Source organism: Mycobacterium decipiens (assembly GCF_963853665.1).
GTDB lineage: Bacteria > Actinomycetota > Actinomycetes > Mycobacteriales > Mycobacteriaceae > Mycobacterium > Mycobacterium decipiens.
Genome location: NZ_OY970459.1, coordinates 453,457 through 476,944 on the forward strand (window position 1 = coordinate 453,457; position 23,488 = coordinate 476,944).

The following is a 23,488-nucleotide window of genomic DNA, read 5'->3' on the forward strand; positions in this document are numbered from 1 at the left end:
GCTGTCATGCCGACCTGGGATCCCCCGTCACCAGCGAAAATCGGCCAGGCAAGAGCTTAACTCCGCCCAGGGCAGTGCATTTGCGGCTTTCGCAAAGTAGTCCTGCCGAAGTTTTTGCCTGTCCACGGCCCGGACACGGTCGAGCTTCCCGGCGGCCAGTTACCACACGCCGGAAGCCAGGTGGGACTTGCAATGCGGCGCATAGTGGTGTCGAATCACGGTAATGAAAATCATGTTCATTACCGTGACTGGGTGTTTCCGGCGGTGACGGCTCCGGCGTGGATGGCCGCCCCGCCCGAGGTGCATTCGGCGTTGCTCAGCAGCGGTCCGGGACCGGGCTCGTTGTTGTCGGCGGCGGGGGTGTGGTCGTGGCTGAGTGCCGAATATGCGGCGGTGGCAACCGAACTCACCGCGTTGCTGGGTGCGGTGCAGGCCGGGGCCTGGCACGGGCTCAGTGCCGGACGATATGTGGCCGCCCATGTGCCGTATTTGGCGTGGTTGATGCGCGCCAGCACGACCAGTGCCGAAGTGGCCGCCCGGTACGAGACCGCGGCCGCCGCCTACGCCACCGCGCTGGCGGCCATGCCGACCTTGGCCGAGTTGGCCTACAACCACGCCGTCCACGCGGTGTTGGTGGCGACAAACTTCTTCGGGATCAACACCGTCCCGATCGCGGTCAATGAGGCCGACTATGCGCGGATGTGGACTCAGGCGGCCACCACCATGGCGACCTATCAGGAGGTGTCGGAGGCCACGGTGGCATCGACACCACCGACCACCGCGGCTCCACAGATCTTGGCGGTCGAAACCGCCGACGATGACGATGACCACGGTGACCATGACCACGGTGACCATGACCATGACCATGACCACGGTGACCATGACCATGACCACGGTGACCATGGCCATGGCCATGACCACGACCACGGCGATCCCACCCCGATCGACTACATCGTTGCGGAGATCCTGCGCATCATCACCGGCGGCCGGGTGATCTGGGATCCCGCCGAAGGCACCCTCAATGGTGTTGACCTGCACGACATTACCGACGCAACCCAACCGATTTGGTGGCTCGCTCGTGGCCTGGAATTCGGTCAGGATTTCGAAACGTTTGTCCAACGACTGTTTACCGATCCGGTGGGGGCCATCGAGTTCGTCGTTGAACTTGCGCTGTTCGACTGGCCGACCCACATAGCCCAGATTGCTCAAGCGCTCGGTCAGTTCCCGCAGTTGCTGGCGGTTGCGATGAGTGGCGCCATCTCCAACCTGGGGTTGGTGACCGGCTTTGCCGGGCTATCCGGCCTGGCCGGCATTCACCCTGCGATGGCGCCCCCGCCCCTACCACCCGCTGGCACCGCACCGCCGATGTTGCCAGCCGTCGCGATGGCCCCGACGGTCGTGCCGCCGGGCGCGGCCCCCCCGCCCGCAGCGGCTCCAGCGTCCGCGCCCGCGGCGAGCACCGTCGCCAGCACCGCTGTGCCGCCGCCGGCTGCCGGTGTCGGCGGTTTCGGCTACCCCTACGCCGTCGCTCCACCCGGCGTTGGATTCGGCTCCGGAATGCGCGCCAGCGCCAGCGCCAGCGCGAAAAGGAAAGCGCCGGAGCCCGATAGTGCCGCGGTGGCCGCCGCGGCGGCCGCACGCGATCAAGCGCGGGCGCGGCGGCGTCGGCGCGCCGCGCAGCGCGGATACGGCGACGAGTTCATGGATATGAATGTCGGCGTCGACCCCGACTGGAGCGCTCCGCCCGGCGCAGACCCGGCGACCTCGGTTCGGGGTGCCGGAAATCTGGGCTTTGCCGGGACGGCGGGCAAGGAAGCGGGCGCTGACGCGACGGGGTTGACCACGCTTGCTGGCGATGATTTCGGCGGCGGACCGACGATGCCGATGACGCCGGGAACGTGGGATCCTGACCGGAAAGAGCCCGGCTAGCCGCGTAGGGTCTGATGGGTGCGTACCGAAGGTGACAGCTGGGACATCACGACAAGTGTCGGTTCGACCGCGCTATTCGTAGCGACGGCGCGAGCGCTGGAAGCGCAGAAGTCCGACCCGCTGGCCGTCGACCCGTATGCGGAGGCGTTCTGCCGCGCCATCGGCGGTTCGTGGGCCGACGTTCTCGACGGCAACCTTCCCGACCACAAGTTGAAGACCGCCGATTTCGGCGAGCACTTCGTCAACTTCCAGGGAGCGCGCACCAAGTATTTCGACGCGTACTTCCGTCGGGCCGCCGACGCCGGCGCACGGCAGGTGGTCATCTTGGCGGCGGGACTGGACTCCCGTGCCTACCGCCTGCCCTGGCCCGACGGGACCACGATCTTCGAGCTGGACCGCCCGCAGGTCCTCGATTTCAAGCGTGAGGTACTCGCCAGCCAGGGCGCCCAACCGCGCGCCCAGCGTCGCGAGATCGCCGTCGACCTGCGGGAGGATTGGCCGCAAGCCTTGCGCGACGATGGCTTTGATGCGGCCGCACCTTCGGCATGGATTGCCGAAGGGCTGTTGATCTATCTCCCGGCCACGGCCCAGGAGCAGCTGTTCACCGGCATCGACAGCCTGGCGGGGCCCCGAAGCCAGGTCGCAGTCGAGGATGGTGCCCCCCTTGAGCCGGACGAGTATGCGGCCAGAGTCGACGAGGAGCGCGCTGCGATCGCCGAAGGCGCCGAACAGCACCCGTTCTTCCAGTTGGTCTACAACCAACGCTGCGCGCCGGCCGCCGAATGGTTCGGCAGTCGAGGCTGGACCGCGGTCGGCACCCCGTTGAACGATTACCTGCGCGAGGTGGGGCGGCCGGTGCCCGGACCGGAGTCGGAAGCCGGACCGATGTTCGCGCGCAACATCCTGGTCAGTGCCATGCGCGCCTGACGGCGCGCCGCCCCACGAGCGACCCGCCTCGATAATGAAAATCATATTCAGTAAGCTGCTCCGCGTACCCGGTGCCAATGGAGGAATTTTCGTCATGACCTGGCGAGTCGTCGCTAAACGCTTGGCCTTAGCTGTGGATCGACCGCTCCCGGTCGCCTCGACAGTTAGCTTATGCAATGCTAACTTCGGGGCAAAGTTCGGGCGGATTTAGCCAATGGCGACGTTAGGTGCAGGAGACAGCGGGGGCGTGCAAAGCGGTGAGGTCGGCATGCTCGCGGCTCGGTCCGTGGTGCCTCGGGTAAATGGCAAGGTAGACGCCGATATCGTCAGCCGGTTTGCGACCTGCTGCCGCGCCCTCGGTATCCCGGTCTACCAGCGTCGACGTCCGGCGGACCTGTCCGCCGCCCGGTCGGGTTTCGCCGCGCTCACCCGCGTCGCTCATGACCAGTGCGACGCGTGGACCGGGCTGGCCGCCGCCGGCGACCAGTCCATCGCCGTGCTGGAAGCCGTGTCGCGCACCGCGGCCACCTCGGGTGTCTTGCAGCGGAACGTGGAATTGCCGAACAACGCGTTGGGTTTCCGCTACGACACCGGGTTGTACCTGTGCTTTCACGCTACCGGACCGGACGACTTCCATCTCGCGTATGCGGCGGCGTTGGCTTCGACGGGGGAGCCAGGGGAGTACGCCAAGGCCGACCAGATCGTTTCGGCGATCACCGAGCGCCGCGCAGGCTGGCGTGGCGCCCGCTGGCTCTCGGTGGTCATCAATTACCGTGCCGGGCGCTGGTCGGATGTCGTCAAGCTGCTCACCCCGATCGTCAACGATCCCGACCTCGACGAGGCCTTCTCGCATGCGGCCAAGATCACCCTGGGCATCGCGTTGGCCCGACTGGGCATGTTTGCGCCGGCGTTGTCCTATCTAGAGGAACCCGACGGTCCGGTCGCGGTCGCCGCGCTGGACGGTGCACTGGCCAAAGCGCTGGTGCTGCGGGCGCACGTCGACGAGGATTCGGCCAGCGAGGTGCTGCAGGATCTGTATGCGGCCCACCCCGAGAACGAGCAAGTCGAACAGGCGCTGTCGGATACCAGCTTCGGGATCGTGACCACCAGCGCTGGTCGAATCGAGGCCCGCACCGATCCGTGGGACCCCGAAACCGAGCCCGGCGCGGAAGATTTCATTGACGCCGCGGCCCACGAACGCAAGGCCGCGCTGCTCCACGAGGCCGAACTCCAGCTCGCCGAGTTCATCGGACTGGACGAGGTCAAAAACCAGGTGTCGCGGTTGAAGAGTTCGGTAGCCATGGAACTGGTGCGCAAGCAGCGCGGGCTTGCGGTAGCGCAGCGCACGCACCACCTGGTCTTTGCCGGACCACCTGGGACCGGCAAGACCACGATTGCCCGCGTGGTCGCCAAGATCTATTGCGGCCTGGGCTTATTGAAGCGGGAGAACATTCGAGAGGTGCACCGCGCCGACCTCATCGGCCAGCACATCGGCGAGACCGAGGCCAAGACCAACGCGATCATCGACAGCGCACTGGACGGGGTGCTGTTCCTCGACGAGGCCTACGCCCTGGTGGCCACCGGCGCCAAGAACGACTTCGGCTTGGTGGCCATCGACACCCTGCTGGCCCGGATGGAGAACGACCGCGACCGGCTGGTCGTCATCATCGCCGGCTATCGTGCCGACCTGGATAAGTTTCTCGACACCAACGAGGGACTGCGGTCCCGCTTCACCCGAAACATCGACTTTCCCTCCTACACGTCGCACGAGCTGGTGGAGATCGCGCACAAGATGGCCGAACAACGCGACAGCGTCTTCGAACAGTCCGCCCTCGACGATATGGAGGCGCTGTTCGCCAGGTTGGCGGCGGAGTCCACACCCGACACCAACGGAATCTCGCGACGCAGCCTCGACATCGCCGGCAACGGCCGATTCGTGCGCAACATCGTCGAACGCTCCGAAGAGGAGCGTGAATTCCGGCTGGACCACTCCGAACACGCCGGAACGGGTGAGTTCAGCGACGAGGAGCTGATGACCATTACGGGCGACGACGTCAACAGATCGGTAGCGCCGCTGCTGCGAGGTCTCGGGCTCTCGGTGCCGGCATGACCAACCAGCAACCAGAAGAAGAGCGGCGGTCGTTCGCCTCGCGAACCCCGGTCAACGACAACCCCGACCAGGTCGTCTACCGCCGCGGTTTCGTTACCCGTCACCAGGTGACGGGGTGGCGGTTCGTGATGCGCCGCATCGCCGCGGGCATCGCCTTGCACGACACCCGGATGCTGGTCGACCCGTTGCGCACCCAGTCCCGCGCGGTGCTGATGGGCGCGCTGTTCCTGATCACCGGGTTGGTTGGCTGTTTCGTGTTATCGCTGATCCGGCCCAACGGGCAGGCGGGTAACAACGCGGTGCTTGCCGATCGATCCACCGCGGCGCTGTATGTGCGGGTAGGCGACCAGCTGCACCCGGTGCTGAACCTGACTTCGGCCTGGCTGATCGCCGGCAAGCCGGTTAGTCCTACGACGGTGAAAAGCGCTGAGCTGGACCAGTTTCCGCGCGGAAACCTGATCGGCATCCCGGGTGCGCCGGAGCGGATGGTGCAGAACACCTCCCACGACGCCAACTGGACGGTGTGCGACGCCGTCAGCGCGCCGTCCCGGGACGGGCGCGCCGCCCACAGCGTGGGCGTCACCGTCCTGGCCGGTCAGCCGGACAGCGAGGGCGCCCGGGCGGCCGCCCTCGAGCCCGGGCAGGCGATCCTGGTCGATAACGGCACCAGCACATGGCTGCTGTGGGACGGGAAGCGCAGCCCGATCGATCTGACCGACCACGCGGTCACCAGCGGCCTGGGCCTGGACATCAACTTGCCCGCGCCGCGGCCCATCGCGCCGGGACTGTTCAATGCACTACCCGAAGCGCCGCCACTGATGGCACCCGTCATTCCGAACGCCGGTGACCCGGCGAGCTTCCCGGTGCCCGCGCCGGTCGGCGCGGTGGTGAGTTCCTACACCCTGAAAGACTCGGACAAGAACGCATCGGTCACCGTGCAGTACTACGCGGTGCTGCCGGACGGCCTGCAGCAAATCTCGCCGGTGCTGGCGGCGATCCTGCGTAACACCAACTCCTATGGTCTGCAGCAGCCGCCGCGGCTCGGCGCCGACGAGGTTGCCAAGCTGCCGATGTCGCGGATGTTGGACACCACGCGGTATCCCGGCCAGCCGGTAAGCCTGGTCGACGTGACCCGCGACCCCGTCACCTGCGCGTACTGGAGCAAGCCGGCCGGGGCGGCCACCAGCACACTGAAACTGCTGGGGGGCTCGGCGCTACCGGTGCCGGATACGGTGCACACCGTCGAACTGGTCGGTGCTGGAAATAGCGGTGCGGCAACTCAAGTCGCGCTGGCCCCGGGCACCGGCTACTTCACCCAAACCGTGGGCGGTGGCGTGGATGCACCCGCCGCCGGGTCGTTGTTCTGGGTCTCGGACACCGGGGTGCGCTACGGAATCGACAACGAGTCCGAGAACGGATCGGGAGCTGCCGGACATGGCAAAACGGTTGAGGCCCTTGGCCTGACCTGGCCGCCGGTCCCCATCCCGTGGTCGATGCTGTCGCTGTTTGCGCCCGGCCCGACGCTGTCGCGCGCTGACGCCCTGCTGGCGCACGACACCCTGCCTCCCGACAGCAAGCCGGGTCGTCCGGTATCGGCCGAGGTGGCCGCACCCCCCGCGAGTGGTGGAGAGCCCCGATGAGCAGACTGATCTTTGAGGCTCGCCGGCGGCTGGCGCCGCCAAGCACTCACAAGGGCACCATCACCATCGAGGCGCCGCCCGAGCTGCCCCGGGTGATACCACCGTCACTGCTGCGACGCGCGCTGCCGTACATGATCGGCATCCTCATCGTCGGCATGATCGTCGCGCTGGTTGCCACCGGGATGCGGGTGATCTCCCCGCAGACCCTGTTCTTCCCATTCGTGCTGCTGCTGGCGGCCACCGCCCTTTTCCGTGGCAACGACAAGAAGATGCGTACCGAGGAAGTCGACTCCGAACGGGCCGACTACCTGCGTTACTTGTCGGTGATCCGGGACAACATCCGGGCCCAGGCCGCCGAGCAGCGGGCGAGCGCGCTGTGGTCCCATCCCGAGCCGACGGCGCTGGCGGCCGTGCCGGGGTCTCGTCGTCAATGGGAGCGTGATCCGCACGACCCCGACTTCCTGGTGTTGCGGGCGGGGCGGCACACGGCACCCCTGGCCACCGCGCTGCGAGTCAACGACACGGCCGACGAGATTGATCTGGAACCGGTGTCGCACAGCGCATTACGTAGCCTGCTCGACGCCCAGCGCACCGTCCGCGACGTGCCGACCGGGATCGACCTGAGCAAGGTTTCGCGGATCACCGTCCTCGGGGAGCCCGATGCGGGCCCGGAGAAAGTCCGAGCCGCGTTGCGCGCCTGGATCGCCCAGGCGGTGACCTGGCACGACCCGACGGTGTTCGGGGTGGCGCTGGCGACTCGTGACCTGGAGAGCCGCGACTGGAACTGGCTGAAGTGGTTGCCGCACGTGGACATTCCCGGCCGCCTGGATGGTGTCGGACCGGCCCGCTATCTGGCTACCGACCCCGATGTGCTGGTCGAGCTGCTGAGCCCGGTCCTGGCCGACCGTCCGGCATTCACCGGGGCGACAACGGATACGTTGCGGCACTTGCTGATCGTCGTAGACGATCCCGACTACGAACTGAATGCATCGGCCCTGGCGGTGGGCCGCGCGGGCGTCACCGTCGTGCACTGCTCGGCCACTCCGCCGCACCGCGAACAGTATCCGGATCCTGAACAGCCGATCCTGCGGGTGTGCCACGGCGCCATCGAACGTTGGCAGACCGGCGGCTGGCAGCCCTACATCGACGTCGCCGACGAATTCGGCGCCGACGAGGCCGCCCACCTAGCCCGCCGGCTGTCGCGATGGGACTCCAACCCGACGCACGTCGGGTTGCGTTCGGCGGCCACCCGCGGCGCGAGTTTCACCACACTGCTGGGGATCCCGGACGCCTCCCGGCTTGATGTGCCAGCGCTGTGGGGGCCGCGACGCCGCGACGACGAGTTGCGCGTCCCGATCGGCGTCACCAGTACCGGCGAGCCGTTGATGTTCGACCTCAAGGATGAAGCCGAGGGCGGGATGGGTCCGCACGGCCTGATGATCGGCATGACCGGTTCCGGGAAGTCGCAGACCCTGATGTCGATTCTGTTGTCGCTGTTGACCACTCACTCGGCCGAGCGCCTCATCGTCATCTATGCCGACTTCAAGGGTGAGGCCGGCGCCGACAGCTTCCGGAACTTCCCACAGGTTGTCGCGGTGATCTCGAATATGGCCGAGAAGAAATCGCTGGCCGATCGGTTCGCTGACACGCTGCGCGGCGAGGTGGCCCGTCGCGAGATGCTGCTGCGCGAGGCCGGCCGCAAGGTTCAGGGCAGCGCATTCAACTCGGTGCTCGAATACGAGAACGCCATAGCGGCAGGGCACGATCTCCCGCCGATCCCAACGCTGTTCGTGGTCGCCGACGAGTTCACCCTGATGCTGGCCGATCATCCGGAATACGCGGAGCTGTTCGACTACGTGGCACGCAAAGGCCGTTCGTTCCGCATCCACATCCTGTTCGCGTCTCAAACGCTGGACGTCGGCAAGATCAAAGACATCGACAAGAACACCGCCTACCGGATCGGTCTGAAGGTGGCCAGCCCCAGCGTCTCTCGTCAGATCATTGGTGTGGAGGACGCGTATCACATCGAATCGGGCAAGGAGCACAAGGGTATGGGTTTCTTGGTGCCCGCACCCGGCGCGACCCCGATCAAGTTCCGCAGCACCTACGTCGACGGCATCTACGAGCCCCCGCAGACGGCGAAAGCCTTTGTTGTGCAATCAGTTCCAGAGCCCAAGTTGTTTACTGCCGGAGCGGTGGAGCTGGATCCGGGCACGGTGATCGCGGGCCCCGAGGATGAAGAACCAGCGGCCCCACCGCGCAAGCTGATCGCGACTATCGGCGAGCAGTTGGCCCGCTGCGGTCCGCAGGCACCGCAGTTGTGGCTCCCGCCGCTCGACGAACCGATCCCGCTGACCGCGATGCTGGCCCGGGCCGGGTTATCGCAGCGGCAATTGCGCTGGCCGCTCGGCGAGATCGACAAGCCCTTCGAGATGCGTCGCGACCCGCTGGTGTTCGATGCCGCGTCGTCGGCCGGGAACATGGTGATCCACGGCGGCCCGAAGTCCGGCAAATCCACGGCACTGCAGACATTTATCCTGTCGGCTGCCAGCTTGCATTCGCCGCGCGAAGTCACCTTTTATTGCCTGGACTACGGCGGTGGGCAGCTGCGGGCGCTACAGGATCTGGCGCACGTCGGCAGTGTCGCGTCTGCGCTGGAACCCGAACGTATCCGCCGCACATTCGGCGAGCTGGAGCAGCTACTGCTATCCCGGCAGCAGCGGGAGACGTTCCGGCACGGGGGTGGTAACGGCTCGGCCGCTGACGACGGGTTCGGTGAGGTGTTCCTGGTCATCGACAACCTCTACGCATTCGGCCGCGACAACACCGACCAGTTCAACACCCGTAACCCCTTGCTAGCCAAGGTAACCGAACTCGTCAACGTGGGTCTGGCCTATGGCATCCACGTGATCATGACCACGCCGAGCTGGCTGGAGGTTCCGCTGGCGATGCGCGATGGGCTTGGACTGCGCCTCGAGTTGCGGCTGCACGATGCGCGCGACAGCAACGTGCGGGTGGTCGGTGCCCTGCGCCGCCCGGCCGACGCCGTGCCGCACGACCAGCCGGGACGCGGGTTGACGATGGCCGCGGAGCATTTCTTGTTCGCAGTCGCGGAGCTGGACCAGGTGGCGGCGATCAACGCCCGCCACCCCGGGGTGGCGGCCCCGCCGGTTCGGTTGCTGCCCACCAACCTTGCGCCGGAAGCCGTCGGCGCCCTCTATCGGGGTCGCGACCAGGTGGTCGTTGGTCAGCGGGAAGAGGACCTGGCGCCGGTGGTCGTCGACTTCGCTCAGAACCCGCTGCTGATGGTGTTCGGTGACAGCAGGTCGGGAAAGACGACGTTGCTGCGCCACCTCATCCGCACCATCCGCGAGCACTCCACCGCCGACCAGGTGGCATTCACGGTGCTGGACCGCCGGCTGCACCTCGTCGACGAGCCGTTGTTCCCCGACAACGAATACACTGCCAACCTCGATCGGGTCATCCCGGCGATGCTCGGGCTGGCCAACCTGATCGAGTCGCGGCGGCCGCCGGCGGGGTTGTCCGCCGCGGAGCTGTCTCGCTGGAGCTACCAGGGGCACACGCACTACCTGCTGATCGACGACGTGGACCAGATGCCCGATTCGCCGGCCATGACCGGCGCCTACATCGGACAGCGACCGTGGACTCCGCTCATCGGTCTACTGGCCCAAGCCGGCGATCTGGGACTGCGGGTGATCGTCACCGGACGCGCCACCGGATCGGGCCACGCGCTGATGACCAGTCCGCTGCTGCGCCGTTTCAACGACTTGCAGGCGACCACGCTGATGTTGTCGGGCAATCCGGCCGACAGCGGCAAGATCCGGGGTCAGCGGTTTGCCCGGTTGCCCGCTGGGCGAGCAATTCTTTTGACCGACAGTGATAGTCCGACCTACGTGCAGTTGGTCAACCCGCTGGTAGATGCCGGCGCGATTATCGGTGATACGCAACAGAAAGGGAGTTTGTCATGACGTTGCGAGTGGTTCCCGAGGGGCTAGCCGCGGCTAGCGCTGCGGTAGAGGCGCTGACGGCGCGGCTGGCGGCCGCGCATGCGAGCGCGACGCCCTTTATCGCCGCGGTGGTGCCGCCTGCCGCGGATCCGGTGTCGCTGCAGACCGCAGTCGGGTTCAGCGCCCACGGCTGCGCGCACACCGCCGTGGCTGCCGAAGGTGTGGAAGAGTTGGGGCGCGCCGGTATTGGTGTGGGCGAGTCCGGTGCCAGCTATCTCGCCGGTGATGTGGCGGCAGCCGCAACGTATGGGGTCCTCGGCGGCTGAGTATGACTGCGCCCATCTGGATCGCATCGCCGCCGGAGGTACATTCGGCGTTGCTAAGCAGTGGACCGGGACCGGGGTCGCTACTCGCGGCCGCCGCGTCTTGGACTGGGCTTAGCGCCGAATATGCCTCGACGGCAGCGGAACTCAGTGGGCTACTGGGAGCGGTACAAGGTGGAGCATGGCAGGGCGTCAGCGCGGAGCAGTATGTGGCGGCGCATTTGCTGTATGTCGCGTGGCTGATGCAGGCCAGCGCCGTGGCCGCCGGCATAGCGGCCCAGCACGAGGCCGCTGCGGTGGCCTACACGGCCGCGGCGGCGGCCATGCCCACAATGGCGGAGTTGGCCACCAACCACGTCGTACACGGCGTGTTGGTGGCGACGAATTTCTTTGGCATCAACACGATTCCGATCGCGCTCAATGAGGCAGACTACGTGCGGATGTGGGTCCAGGCCGCCACCACGATGAGTCTCTATCAGGCGGCCGCGGGTGCGGCGCTGGCGTCGACGCCGCCCACCCCCCCGGCGCCGATTGTGGTGAATCCGGGTGGCGGCGTGGCCAGTAACGTCGCGACCGCGGCCCAGGGTCCAGCCGGCGGAGCCGTGGCGGCCGCCAACCCGTGGCAGTGGCTCTTGCAGTTGCTCCAGCAGCTGTGGAACGCCTACACGGGCTTCTACGCGTGGATGTACCAGCTCATCTGGCAGTTCCTGCAGGATCCGATCGGGAACTCGATCAGGATCATCATCGCCTTCCTCACCAATCCGATTCAGGCACTGATCACCTACGGCCCGCTGTTGTTCGCGCTGGGCTATCAGATCTTCTTCAACCTGGTCGGCTGGCCGACCTGGGCGATGATCTTGAGTTCGCCGTTCCTGTTGCCGGCAGGACTGAGCATGGGCCTGAGCGCATTGGCTTTTTTGCCCATTATGATGCTTGCGCCGGCGGTGGTTCCGGCCGCCGGCGCACCGCTGGCCGCTGCCGCTGTCACCGCCGGAGCCGGGTGGCCGGTGGCCGGCATGGCGCCGACGACCGCCGGTTCTGCCGGGGCTGCGGCGCCGGGGGCGGGCGGCGGCGGGGGCGCGGGTACCGCGCCGCCCTCGGCAGCTCCCGGGCCGGCGAATTTGCTCTATGCGGTAGGCGGCGGGGGTGACTGGGGGCCCAGCTTGGGGCCGACAGTGGGTGGTCGCGGCGGAATCAAGGCGCCCGCGGCGACGGTTCCGGCGGCCGCTGCGGCAGCGACAAGCCGCGCACAATCACGCGCGCGGCGGCGCCGACGCTCCGAATTGCACGACTACGGCGACGAATTCCTGGACATGGATTCCGATGGCGGTATCGGCTCCTCGACAGCCGATGACCGCGCACGTGCTTCCGAACAGGGGGCCGGGACCCTGGGATTTGTCGGGACCGCACGCAGCGAACGCCTGGTGCAGGCGGTGGGACTGACCGAACTCGCCGGTGATGAGTTCGGTGGTGGCCCGCGGATGCCGATGGTGCCGGGGACCTGGGATCAGGGCATCGGCGAGTCCGGTGCGAGCGGCGAAACGGGGAAAGGGGGAGACGACGGATCACCGCAGGACAGTGAGTAACCGAATTCCGAATCGAGGGAACCCGAAGGGGTTGAAAGGAGAAATGTTATGAGTTTGTTGGATGCCCATATTCCGCAGTTGGTGGCGTCGCAGTCGGCGTTTGCCGCCAAGGCGGGGTTGATGCGGCACACGATCGGCCAGGCCGAGCAGTCGGCGATGTCGGCGCAGGCGTTTCACCAAGGGGATTCCGCGGCGGCGTTTCAGGCTGCCCATGCCCGGTTTGTGGCGGCGGCCAGCAAGGTGAATACCCTGTTGGATATCGCGCAGGCCAACTTCGGTGAGGCAGCGGGCACCTATGTGGCCGCCGATGCCGCCGCCGCGTCCAGCTACACCGGTTTCTGAAAGGGTTTGTGATGTCGCAGATTATGTACAACTACCCGGCGATGATGGCCCATGCCGGGGACATGTCGGGTTATGCGGGCACGCTGCAGAGCTTGGGGGCCGATATCGCCAGCGAGCAGGCGGTGCTGCAGGGTGCGTGGCAGGGGGATACCGGGTTGACCTATCAGGGTTGGCAGGCGCAGTGGAACCAGGCGATGGAGGATCTGATGCGGGCCTATCATTCGATGGCCGGCACGCATGAGGCCAACACCATGGCCATGCTGGCCCGCGACGGGGCCGAAGCCGCCAAGTGGGGCATCTAGCACCGGTTAGATGGACGCGAAACCCAACGCCGTCGAGCTGACGGTCGATAACGCCTGGTTCATCGCCGAAACCATTGGGGCGGGGAGCTTTCCGTGGGTGCTGGCGATCACGATGCCGTACAGCGATGCCGGACAGCGGGATGCGTTCTTCGATCGGCAGCGCGACGAGCTGACCCGGTTGGGCCTGTTGTCGCCGCAGGGCGTTATCGACCCGGCGGTGGCCGACTGGATCAGAGTCGTGTGCTTCCCGGACCGCTGGCTGGACCTGCGTTATGTGGGGCCCGCCTCAGCCAGCGGTGCCGGCGAGTTGCTGCGCGGCATTGTGGCGCAGCGGACCGGCACCGTCGGCAAGGACGCCAAGAACTCGGGGACACCGAATACCGTCGTCGCGCTGCGCAACGCGCAACTGGTCACGTTTACCGCAATGGACATCGACGACCCCCGGGCGTTGGTTCCGGTCCTCGGCGTCGGTCTGGCACAACGGCCGCCGGCGAAGTTCGACGAGTTCAGGTTGCCGACGCGGGTGGGCGCGCGGGCCGACGAGCGGCTGCGGTCCGGCGCATCACTCGGGGAAGTCGTTGACTATCTGGGTATTCCGGCGTCGGCACGACCAGTGGTGGAGGCAGTCTTCTCGGGGCCGCGTAGCTACGTCGAGATCGTCGCCGGGTGCAACCGCGACGGCCAGCACACCACCACCGAGGTGGGCATGAGCATTGTCGACACCTCGGCGGGCCGGGTGCTGGTGAGTCCGTCCCGCGCATTCGACGGTGAATGGGTTTCCAGCTTCAGCCCCGGGACGCCCTTTGCGATCGCCGTCGCGATCGAAGCGCTGACCGCCTGCCTGCCGGACGGCGACTGGTTCCCGGGGCAACGGTTGTCCCGAGACTTCTCTGCCCAACCTTCGTGAACGGAAACTAGAAAGAGAGCGCGATGTTCCAGCAACGGCCCCAACGTCTTTCGGGCGCCCATTGATGTCAGGCACCGTGATGCAGATCGTCCGCGTGGCCATTCTCGCGGACAGCAGGTTAACCGAGATGGCGCTGCCCGCGGAGTTGCCACTGCGCGAAATCCTGCCCGCGGTCCAGCGGTTGGTGGTCCCCTCGGCGCAGAACGCCGAAGCCGGTGAAGCCGGTTCCGCCGCCGCGCTACAGCTGAGTTTGGCGCCGATAGGTGGGGCGCCGTTCAGTCTGGACGCCAGCCTGGACACCGTCGGGGTCGTTGACGGTGATCTGTTGGTGCTGCAGCCGGTGCCCACCGGTCCGGCTGCGCCGGGCATCGTCGAAGATATCGCCGACGCCGCGATGATCTTCTCAACATCCCGGTTAAAGCCCTGGGGTACAGCGCATATTCAGCGTGGGGCGCTGGCCGCGGTAATTGCCGTGGCTCTGGTGGCGACCGGCCTTGCGGTCACCTATCGGGTTGCCACCGGTACGCTGGCTGGACTACTCGCGGTCGCCGGGATCGCGGTGTTCACCGCGTTTGCCGGTTTGCTGATGACGTTGCGTTCGCAACGTTCGGGTGTCGCGCTGTCGATCGCCGCGCTGGCACCCGTCGGCGCTGCCTTAGCATTGGCGGTACCAGGAAGATTCGGCGCGGCGCAGGTGTTGCTGGCCGCCGCCGGGGTAACCGCATGGTCGCTGATCGCGCTGATGATTCCCAGCGCTGAGCGGGAACGCGTCGTCGCCTTCTTCACCGCGGCAGCAGTGATCGGGGCCGGGGTTTTGCTCGCGGCCGGTGCCGAATTGCTGTGGCAGCTACCGTTACTGAGCGTAGGCTGCGGGCTGATTGTGGCCGCGCTGTTGGTCACCATCCAGGCGGCTCAGTTCTCGGCCCTGTGGGCGCGGTTCCCGTTGCCGGTTATCCCGGCACCGGGTGATCCCGCCCCATCGGCTCCGTCGTTGCGGGTGCTCGAGGATCTGCCGCGGCGGGTGCGGATCAGTGACGCCCATCAAAGCGGCTTCATCGCCGCGGCCGTGCTGCTCAGCGTTATGGGTTCGGTAGCAATCGCGCTGCGCCCCGAGGCTCTGAGTGTGTTGGGCTGGTACCTGGTGGCAGCAACCGCGGCCGCGACCGCGCTGCGTGCCCGGGTGTGGGATTCGGCCGTATGCAAGGCATGGCTGCTCGCCCAGCCGTATCTGGTGGCTGGGGTCCTGTTGGTGGTTTACACCGCGACCGGTCGCTACGTCGCCGCTTTCGGCGCGGTGCTGGTGCTTACCGTGCTCATGCTGGCGTGGGTTGTCGTCGCGCTGAATCCGCGTATCGCCTCGCCGGACAGCTACTCGCTGCCCCTGCGCCGGTTGCTGGGCTTTGTTGCCGCCGGCCTGGATGTGTCGCTGATCCCGGCCATGGCCTACCTGGTGGGTCTGTTCGCTTGGGTGCTCAACAGATGATGCGTGCCGGACTGGCATGCGTCGCCGCGACTCTGGTGGCCGGGATGTGGTCTTGCCCGCCCGCGTTGGCGATTGGCCCGCCGGTCGTTGACCCCGACACGCAACCGCCTAGCGGAGCACCTGGGCCCGTGCAGCAGATGGAGCAACGCACCCCGTGCAGCGTCTCCGGAGTCATCCCGGGCACCGATCCGGGCGTACCGACGCCCAGCCAAGCGATGTTGAATCTTCCCGCGGCATGGCAGTTTTCCCGGGGCGAGGGCCAACTGGTGGCGATCATCGACACCGGGGTGCAGCCGGGTCCGCGACTGCCCAATGTCGATCCCGGCGGTGACTTCGTGGAGTCGACCGACGGCCTGACCGACTGCGACGGGCATGGCACCCTGGTCGCCGGAATCGTCGCCGGGCAACCCGGTGACGACGGCTTCTCGGGTGTCGCGCCCGCGGCGCGGCTGCTGTCCATCAGGGCAACGTCTGCCAAGTTCTCACCGCGCACGTCGGGGGGCGATCCGCAGCTGGCGCGGGCATCCCTCGATATCGAGGTGCTGGGCCAGGCCATCGTGCACGCGGCCGACCTCGGCGCGCGAGTGATCAACGTCTCCGCGATAACCTGCGTACCCGCCGATCGGCCGGTCGACCAGGCCACGCTCGGCGCGGCGATCCGATATGCGGCGGTGGACAAGGACGCGGTGATTGTGGCCGCCGCGGGCAACAGCGGGTCGAGCGGATCAATCACCGGCGGAGCGTCCTGCGATTCGAATCCGCTTACCGATCTGAGCCGTCCGGACGATCCGCGGAACTGGGCGGGCGTCAAATCGGTGTCCGTTCCGTCGTGGTGGCAGCCCTACGTGTTGTCGGTGGCTGCGCTGACATCTGAGGGGCAGCCATCGAGATTCACCATGGCCGGGCCGTGGGTGGGCATTGCGGCGCCCGGGGAAGGCATTGCTTCGGTGAGCAACTCGAATGACGGTGGTTTGGCCAACGGCCTGCCCGGCGACCACCAGAAACTGGTCGCTCTCAACGGCACCAGCTACGCGGCCGGTTACGTCTCCGGGGTTGCGGCCCTGGTCCGCAGCCGCTATCCCGGACTGACCGCGACCGAGGTGGTGCGCCGCATCACCGCGACCGCGCACCGCGGCGCCCGGGAATCCTCCAATCTCGTGGGCGCCGGCGGCCTGGACGCGGTGGCGGCCCTGACCTGGCAACTGCCCGCTGAAACCGGAACCGGTGGGCCACCGGCAAAGCCGGTGGCCGTCCCACCGGCACCGGCGCCGAAGGACACCACACCGCGCAACGTCGCATTCGCCGGAGCCGCCGCGCTGACCTTGCTGGTCGGGCTGACCGCAGCCGCTCTCGCGATCGCGCGCCGACGAAGGGAGCCCACCGAGTGAGCCCGATCCGATCGAAACTGACCCCGGTCTGGCCGGGCAGCGGCCGGATCACGCTGGCACTGTTGGCAGTGGTGCCCGCGGTGATGGCCTATCCCTGGCAGTCGACTCGCGACTATTGGCTACTCGGCGGCGCCGCCGCCGTCGTGTTTGCGCTCTTCGGCTTCTGGCGCGGACTGCACTTTACGACGATCCTGCGCCGTGGCCTCGCGATCCTTCGACGCCGGCGCTCGGTGCCCGAGCCCGGAACTTGCACGCGCGCTACGGCGCTGGTGCGAGTTGGGCCACCGGCATCCGACTCCGACGTGCTGCCGCTGGGGCTAATCGCCCGGTATCTGGATCGCTACGGCATCCGCACCGACACCATCCGAATCACCACCCGCGCCAAGGCATCCGAGGACTGCCAGACCTGGATCGGGCTGACCGTGGCCGCCGACGACAACCTTGCGGCGCTGCAGGCCCGGTCGGCGCGGATCCCCTTGCAGGAGACCGCGCAGGTTGTGGCGCGCCGGCTCGCCGACCACCTACGCGAAGCCGGTTGGGAGGCCAACACGGCCGGGCCGGACGACATCCCACAGTTGGTGGCCCCTGACTCCCGCGAAACTTGGCGTGGAGTGTGCCAAGCTGAGTCGGATTACGTTGCAGCGTACCGGTTCAGCGCGGATGCAACGTTATCCGAAACGTTGTCTGCGATCTGGTCGCATCCGGCGCGCGAGACCTGGACCGCGCTGGAGATCGCCGGCGCCGCCGGATTCCAAACCCGCTACACGGTGGCAGCGGCCTGCGCATTCCGCACCGATTCTCAGCCTGCCGGCGCCGCGCCGGTGGCCGGGCTGACCCCGCAACGCGGAAATCAGCGGCCGGCGCTGACGGCCTTGGATCCGCGATCCACCCGCCGGCTCGACGGGCACGCCGAGGCGCCCGCCGACCTGCTGACCAGGCTGCAGTGGCCCACTCCGGCGGCCGGGGCCCACCGCGCACCGCCGACCTTCGCTGCTAGTCGAACATGAGGCCGTGCAGGAACGGGGTCATCCGCCGTAGATAGTCCAACTGACTCACGTGCAGGACGTGGCTGCCGGGGAACCAGTGCAGCGCGCACCGATCCCAATGCTCCCAAAGCGTTACGGCTTGCTCCGGCGGAGCCATTCGATCGCCGAGGCCGGTGATGATCATCCGACGGTCCTGGGGCAGTATCGGCCGGTAGTTCAGCGGGCTGTGGTATGACAACCCGGCCGCCAGCTCGTCGGGGCCGATATTGGCCAGCCACAGTCCCAGCTTGACCAGCTTGTTGGCCGGGAACCATTCGTCGAGCAACTTGGCGAGTGTGACGACGGGGCAGTTGGGGATTACGGCCTCAAGCCGGTTCTCGACCGAAGCCAGTAGGGCAGAAGTGTAGCCTCCCAGCGATATACCGGTCAGCGCGATGCGATCGACACCGATGCGGCGCAGATAGTCCACGATGGAACGAAAGTCGTACACCGCCTGCGCCATCGCTTCCGCGAAACCGCTCAACCCAGCGGCGAAGTACCCGAAACCGCTGAACGGCGAGAACTTTTCGGCCCGCTGGCCGTGGAACGGCAATGTGTACAGCAGAACGTCGTAGCCGGATCGGTAATACCATGGTAGTGAAAAGAACAGCCCGTTGAGCAGATATGACGATCCCATGAAGCCGTGGATGACGCACAGGGTGGGCCGCGGGCCGTCGTCGTGGCGCCAGTGCTGCGCGCGCACGATGTTGTTGGCGGTCAATGCACTCCACCGTTGGCGCATCGACGGGTTGATCGCCCTGAAGCCGCTGGCGAATGCGATGTTGTCGACGGTGCCATGCGCGACCCACTCGGCGAGCGGGCTGGCCGGTCGCGACGTGACTTTGGGCAACTCCGTCGGAGCCGGAAAGGACTTCGCCGGATCATGAGCGGCCCCGAGTTCGGCGTAGAAGTTCAGGTTGCTGCGCTCGCTGCCCTCGTTGACGCGGCGCAGTGCGTTGACGACAACGGCCGGGCTCACCGTGGTGGATAGCACGGACGCGACCGCGGTGCGCAGCGCGACATCGGCTACTGCCGAAGAGTCGACGACTATGCGCTGGCGCACAGACAGTGCCGAGCGTGGGGGTAGTCTCTCGGCGCCGCCTGATACATCAGCGCCGGGTATGTCGGGAATCCGGACGTGCGGGTCGATCGCATTGGCTTCGAACGTCCCCGACGTCCCTGACATCTCGGGCATCAACGTCAATGGTAATCGCCGGTACGGCCGACCGCTGGCGCATTCGACTGTATCGTCAATTTCTCTATCGGTTCAGCGCCCTACCAGCTATGTCGCTCGACTCAGGAGGACCCAAATGTGGGAGCCCAACGTCTACCTGGCCTTTGCGGATCATCGCAACCGTCCGTTCCACGAGCTGGTGTCGCGGGTGGGTATCGAGCGGGCGCGCCGGGTGGTCGACCTGGGTTGCGGTCCTGGGCACCTGACGCACTATCTGGCGCGACGCTGGCCCGGGGCGGTGATCGAGGCGCTGGACAGCTCGCCGGAGATGGTCGCTGCCGCCCGGGAACGCGGGATCGACGCCACGACCGGTGACCTACGAAACTGGCGGCCGAAGGCTGACACCGATGTGGTGGTGAGCAACGCGGCGTTGCATTGGGTGCCTGAGCATTCCGACCTGTTGGTCCGGTGGGTCGACGAGCTGGCGCCAGGATCATGGATCGCTGTTCAGATCCCGGGTAACTTCGAAACACCGTCGCACGCCGTGGTGCGGGCGTTGGCACGTCGCGAACCGTATGCAAAGATTATGCGCGACATACCTTTTCGAGTAGGAGCGGTGGTTCAGTCGCCGGCGTACTATGCCGACCTGCTGATGGACGCCGGCTGTAAGGCCGACGTGTGGGAGACCACGTACCTGCATCAGCTGTCCGGCGAGCACCCGGTGCTGGACTGGATCATGGGCACCGCGCTGGTTCCGGTGCGTGACCGCCTCAGCGGACAGCTATGGGAGCAGTTTTGCCAGGAGCTCATACCGCTGCTGCACGACGCCTACCCGCCGCGGCCCGACGGTACGACGATCTTTGCGTTCCGGCGGCTGTTCATGGTCGCCGAGGTTGCCGGCGCGCGCCGTTCAGGTGGGTAGCCCGAGGCGCGGCGCCTCCTCCCGGTAGCGGTCCACCCACTCGTCGGAGCGCTGGTTGGCCTGCCGTTCCAGCATTGGTGGGGGCGCCAGTGTTGAATCCTGGCCGATGGCGTCCAGCACGCTCGCCACGATCGGGGTCAGGTTGCGCCACAACACCGGGTAGGCGATATCGATCGGTTCGATGTCCTCCTGGGCAAACCAGGCGCGCCAGCTGCTTTCCTGCTCGCGCAGAATCGCGATGATGTGGGCGATGGCGCCGGCATGGTAGACGGCTTGCGAGTCGCGTTCGGGGTCCGGACGGCCCCGCCAAACCTGGGTTTGCACGGCGCGCCAGAACGACACCGCCTGCGACACCACGTCGGGCCGGTGGACGTGCACGAAAACCGGTTCGCTGCCAATCACGTCGCGGATCGCCGCGCGCAGGCCGTCGCCGGAGCGGTCCGGTAATTGCGCCGCTCGTTGCTGCAGCAGCGCGGTCTGGTTCCACATCAACTTGCCACCCCACACGCCGTTGGGTGTGCGGCCGGAGCTGCGGATGTGCTCACGCCAGGCAACTGATGTCGCGGTGTCCGGCATACCGGGGTCCAGCGGATCGAGCAACCGCAAGATCGTGTCGTCATTGACCCCGGCGAACCATTCCCGGGGCTGAGGAGCCATGCCGGTGCTGGGCAGGTATTGGAAGAACTCTTGTGGTTCCCCGGCACATCCCGTCGCGCGCAGCGACTCCACCAGCAGCGTGCTGCCGCTGCGTTGGGTGGCGAGTACCAGATACGCTGTTGCAGCGCCGGACATCCGGATGAGCCTCTCTGCAATTCAGTTAGTGTTGGGTCCGGGTGACCTGCTCGTCGATACCGCGGTCGGCGGCGATCGCCGACCGGCTGGTCGGCCTTGCGCCGTGGCTGCGCAGATAGGTTTCGGTGTAACGCTCCGCGATGCGGGAACCGGCGAATTCCGATGGTATGACGTCGTTGGTCCGTTGGCGCCAATCATGCAGTTGGACAGCCAGATCGGCCGCTATGGCGGCCACGCCCGCCGAATCGTCACCGGCCAGTAAGTTGTTGGTTTCGGTGGGGTCGGCGCGCAGATCGTAGAGTTCCCGCTCCGGCCGCGGCGCGCTAGAAAGCGGTGCAACGGCCAACCCGGACGGGCTTTCCCCAATGTCCCACGGCAGGTCCAGCAACGGCCGGGGCACGTAGTTCTCGATGTAGCTGTATTCCTTTGTGCGGATCGCGCGAATCGGATCGAACGAGTCGTGGTAGGTCTTCATGGTGTACAGGTGGTCGCGCACCGGAGCGGTGTGTTTGTTCGGCGCGACAAGGGCGTCCGCATGCGACACCCCCTCGACGTCGGCCGGCACGCCCACGCCCAGCAGCCCGAGCAGCGTCGGCACCAGGTCGACGCCGCTGAACAGTTCCGGATAGCTGCGGGGCGGCACCGATCGGCGGGTGGGCGGGCGGATGATCATCGCAATACCGGTTCCGGCGTCGTACAGCGTGGATTTTGCGCGCGGGAACGCCGGGCCGTGATCGGTGACGAACACCACCCAAGTGTTGGCGTCCAGGCCGGTCTCGGCCAACGTGTCCAACAGCCGGCCGACCGCCGCGTCGGCGGTGACGATGGACCCGTAGAAGTCGGCAAGATCCTGGCGCACCTCGGGGGTATCGGGCAGGTAGTCGGGCAGATCGACGGACGCGCTATCGGCCGGGTGGTAGCGGTCGCGGGGATAGGGGCGATGGGCTTCGAAGAAGCCGGCCGTCAACAGGAACGGTTGCCCGGACCGGGCTGGGACGCTGTCGCGCAGCCAGTCCTGGGCCTTTGCTACCACGTATTCGCAATAGGAGTTCGACACGTCGAATTCGTCGAAGCCGAGCCGCTTCGGATAGGACGTCTCATGTTGCATGCCGAAAAGCGCTGAGTAATAGCCTGATTCGGATAGCAGTTGGGGAAGGGTGCGAACTCCGGCACGGTATTCCCAGCCGTGATGGGCCAAGCCGACCAGCCCATTGCTGTGTGGGTAACGCCCGGTGAACAGTGATCCGCGCGACGGCGAGCACAGCGGCGCGGTGGCGTGCGCCCGGGTGAACAGGATGCCTTCGGCCCCCAGCCGGTCCAGCCGTGGGCTCAAGACATCATGGTGGCCGTAAACGCCCAGATAGCGCCCCAGGTCGTGCCAGTGCACGATCAGCACATTTTCGGTACTGGGGTAGCGCTGGCCGGTGTCCATCGCAGCCGCACTCGTCATTCGTCACCCTTTCATGCCGGTTTCGGCGCCTTGCCGGTTGGTGTTTGACCCCATCGGTTCTCCGAGACGAACTCCGCCAGCGGTCTCGGGAAAGCCCAGCCGTCCAGTTCCAGCGCGGGCCGATCCGGAAACTCGGGCACCGGGCCCAGACACAGGATGGCCACCGGTAGGGCATCGGCGGGCATTGCCAGCAGGGCCGCCAACCGGTCCGGATCGAACAGGGACACCCACCCCATGCCCAGGCCTTCGGACCGGGCCGCGAGCCACAGGTTTTGGATCGCGCACGATACCGACGCGAGATCCATCTGGGGCAGGGTGCGGCGGCCGAAGATGTGCGCATCGCGGCCGTCGCACAGCGCCACCACCAGCAACTCGGCGCACTCGAGAATGCCCTCGACCTTTAGCGCCAAGAATTCCTCGGCCCGCTCGCCCAGGGCGCCGGCGGTGAGCGCGCGCTCCTGTTTGACCAGTGCGTGAATGCTTGCCCGCAGCTGCCCATCGGTGATCCGGATGAAGCGCCACGGCTGCATCAGACCGACGCTGGGCGCGGCATGCGCGGCCCGCAACAACCGCGCCAGCACCTCCGCGGGCACCGTGCCCCCCGGCACGAAGCGACGCATGTCGCGCCGTTGCGAGATCACCCGATAGACGGCTTGCCGCTCGCGCGGAGTGAACGCGTGCTCAGTCACGGGCTATAGGTAACGCCGACGGCCCGATTGACGTATTCGGCCGGCACATCGAAGGCCAGCGATCGCCGCGGCAGGCGGCTCAACACATCGTCGCCGATGGCGACCTTGTAGTGCAGCGAAAGCCGGCCGCTGAACTTCGGGTCGACGTCGGCGACATCGAGATCGAGTTGTAGACCCGTCTGCGAGATCTCCGCGGTCGCGGCGCCGGCCTGCGGAGCATCCCAGCGCACGTCGATGACGCGACCGGCCAGCTTCGGCACCATTGACAATGTGCCCAGCACCCGCTGTGCGGTAAAGGCCAGCGCACCGACGTAGCTGGCGACGCTGTGCGATGCCCGCAGGCCTGGGATTACACCGGTGAACCGTCTGGTAACTGCCAGGTGTTCGGCAAGGCAAATGAGGTCCTCGGCCTCCACCTCCGCGCGCAACTCAGCGGGCAGCTTGCCGAGCCCGAACAACCTGCGAACAATCACCGCCATGAGGCCAGTATGGGGTCGATTCGTCCGCATCGCACCGGTGCTGGTAGGGGTT

The 23,488-nt window shown here is 66.8% G+C and carries 19 protein-coding genes; 14 read left to right on the forward strand and 5 right to left on the reverse strand.

What is annotated here, in order from left to right; translation table 11 throughout:
• Positions 1–282 precede the first annotated feature (282 nt).
• From AADZ55_RS02065 to eccE, 13 genes are all read left to right on the forward strand, one after another.
• On the forward strand, positions 283–1,929 hold the full coding sequence (locus AADZ55_RS02065) for a PPE family protein (RefSeq protein WP_242670386.1): 1,647 nt from the start codon (positions 283–285) through the stop codon (positions 1,927–1,929).
• Between the two features lie 18 nt (positions 1,930–1,947).
• A complete protein-coding gene (locus AADZ55_RS02070) occupies positions 1,948–2,856 on the forward strand; it encodes a class I SAM-dependent methyltransferase (RefSeq protein ID WP_085327585.1) in 909 nt (302 codons plus the stop codon).
• A 268-nt stretch (positions 2,857–3,124) separates the two neighbouring features.
• Positions 3,125–4,966 (forward strand): type VII secretion AAA-ATPase EccA, encoded by a 1,842-nt coding sequence (gene eccA / locus AADZ55_RS02075; RefSeq protein WP_423202379.1) that lies wholly within the window; start codon positions 3,125–3,127, stop codon positions 4,964–4,966.
• On the forward strand, positions 4,963–6,606 hold the full coding sequence (eccB, locus tag AADZ55_RS02080; RefSeq protein ID WP_085327583.1) for a type VII secretion protein EccB: 1,644 nt from the start codon (positions 4,963–4,965) through the stop codon (positions 6,604–6,606). Before eccA ends, eccB begins: the two co-directional genes overlap by 4 nt.
• Positions 6,603–10,595, forward strand: coding sequence for a type VII secretion protein EccCa (eccCa, locus tag AADZ55_RS02085; protein WP_085327582.1), 3,993 nt, complete (start codon positions 6,603–6,605; stop codon positions 10,593–10,595). Before eccB ends, eccCa begins: the two co-directional genes overlap by 4 nt.
• Positions 10,592–10,900 (forward strand): PE family protein, encoded by a 309-nt coding sequence (locus tag AADZ55_RS02090; RefSeq protein WP_085327581.1) that lies wholly within the window; start codon positions 10,592–10,594, stop codon positions 10,898–10,900. Before eccCa ends, AADZ55_RS02090 begins: the two co-directional genes overlap by 4 nt.
• 2 nt (positions 10,901–10,902) lie before the next feature.
• Positions 10,903–12,483: a PPE family protein gene (locus AADZ55_RS02095; RefSeq protein ID WP_341286258.1), complete on the forward strand. Its 1,581-nt coding sequence runs from the start codon at positions 10,903–10,905 to the stop codon at positions 12,481–12,483.
• Between the two features lie 48 nt (positions 12,484–12,531).
• On the forward strand, positions 12,532–12,825 hold the full coding sequence (gene esxG / locus AADZ55_RS02100) for a type VII secretion system protein EsxG (protein ID WP_085327511.1): 294 nt from the start codon (positions 12,532–12,534) through the stop codon (positions 12,823–12,825).
• An 11-nt stretch (positions 12,826–12,836) separates the two neighbouring features.
• The gene (locus AADZ55_RS02105; protein ID WP_085327512.1) at positions 12,837–13,127 is read left to right on the forward strand and encodes a WXG100 family type VII secretion target; all 291 of its coding nucleotides are present in this window, start codon (positions 12,837–12,839) and stop codon (positions 13,125–13,127) included.
• 10 nt (positions 13,128–13,137) lie between these two features.
• A complete protein-coding gene (locus AADZ55_RS02110; protein ID WP_085327513.1) occupies positions 13,138–14,034 on the forward strand; it encodes an ESX secretion-associated protein EspG in 897 nt (298 codons plus the stop codon).
• Positions 14,035–14,098: 64 nt separating this feature from the next.
• Positions 14,099–15,517 (forward strand): type VII secretion integral membrane protein EccD, encoded by a 1,419-nt coding sequence (gene eccD / locus AADZ55_RS02115; RefSeq protein ID WP_085327514.1) that lies wholly within the window; start codon positions 14,099–14,101, stop codon positions 15,515–15,517.
• Positions 15,514–16,905: a type VII secretion-associated serine protease mycosin gene (gene mycP / locus AADZ55_RS02120; protein WP_085327515.1), complete on the forward strand. Its 1,392-nt coding sequence runs from the start codon at positions 15,514–15,516 to the stop codon at positions 16,903–16,905. Before eccD ends, mycP begins: the two co-directional genes overlap by 4 nt.
• Positions 16,906–16,922: 17 nt before the next feature.
• Positions 16,923–17,912, forward strand: coding sequence for a type VII secretion protein EccE (gene eccE / locus AADZ55_RS02125; RefSeq protein WP_242670375.1), 990 nt, complete (start codon positions 16,923–16,925; stop codon positions 17,910–17,912).
• Here the strand turns inward: eccE and AADZ55_RS02130 are convergent.
• Positions 17,899–19,116 carry an alpha/beta hydrolase family protein gene (locus AADZ55_RS02130; RefSeq protein ID WP_085327529.1) on the reverse strand — a complete coding sequence of 406 codons (1,218 nt, stop codon included), beginning with the start codon at positions 19,114–19,116 and terminating at the stop codon, positions 17,899–17,901. The two genes, eccE and AADZ55_RS02130, sit on opposite strands and share 14 nt — an antisense overlap.
• 124 nt (positions 19,117–19,240) lie before the next feature.
• On the opposite strand from AADZ55_RS02130, the gene AADZ55_RS02135 reads away from it, so the two are divergent.
• The gene (locus tag AADZ55_RS02135) at positions 19,241–20,026 is read left to right on the forward strand and encodes a trans-aconitate 2-methyltransferase (RefSeq protein WP_085327517.1); all 786 of its coding nucleotides are present in this window, start codon (positions 19,241–19,243) and stop codon (positions 20,024–20,026) included.
• Here AADZ55_RS02135 and stf0 read toward each other — a convergent pair.
• From stf0 to AADZ55_RS02155, 4 genes are read right to left on the reverse strand one after another with little or no spacing between them, the layout of a single operon-like run.
• Positions 20,015–20,818 carry a trehalose 2-sulfotransferase gene (gene stf0 / locus AADZ55_RS02140; protein ID WP_085327518.1) on the reverse strand — a complete coding sequence of 268 codons (804 nt, stop codon included), beginning with the start codon at positions 20,816–20,818 and terminating at the stop codon, positions 20,015–20,017. The two genes, AADZ55_RS02135 and stf0, sit on opposite strands and share 12 nt — an antisense overlap.
• Before the next feature lie 25 nt (positions 20,819–20,843).
• A complete protein-coding gene (locus AADZ55_RS02145; RefSeq protein ID WP_085327519.1) occupies positions 20,844–22,268 on the reverse strand; it encodes a sulfatase family protein in 1,425 nt (474 codons plus the stop codon).
• A gap of 11 nt (positions 22,269–22,279) precedes the next feature.
• Positions 22,280–22,957 (reverse strand): 5,6-dimethylbenzimidazole synthase, encoded by a 678-nt coding sequence (gene bluB / locus AADZ55_RS02150; protein ID WP_085327520.1) that lies wholly within the window; start codon positions 22,955–22,957, stop codon positions 22,280–22,282.
• Positions 22,954–23,436 (reverse strand): hypothetical protein, encoded by a 483-nt coding sequence (locus AADZ55_RS02155; protein ID WP_085327521.1) that lies wholly within the window; start codon positions 23,434–23,436, stop codon positions 22,954–22,956. The genes bluB and AADZ55_RS02155 overlap by 4 nt, the downstream gene beginning before the upstream one ends.
• Positions 23,437–23,488 lie beyond the last annotated feature (52 nt).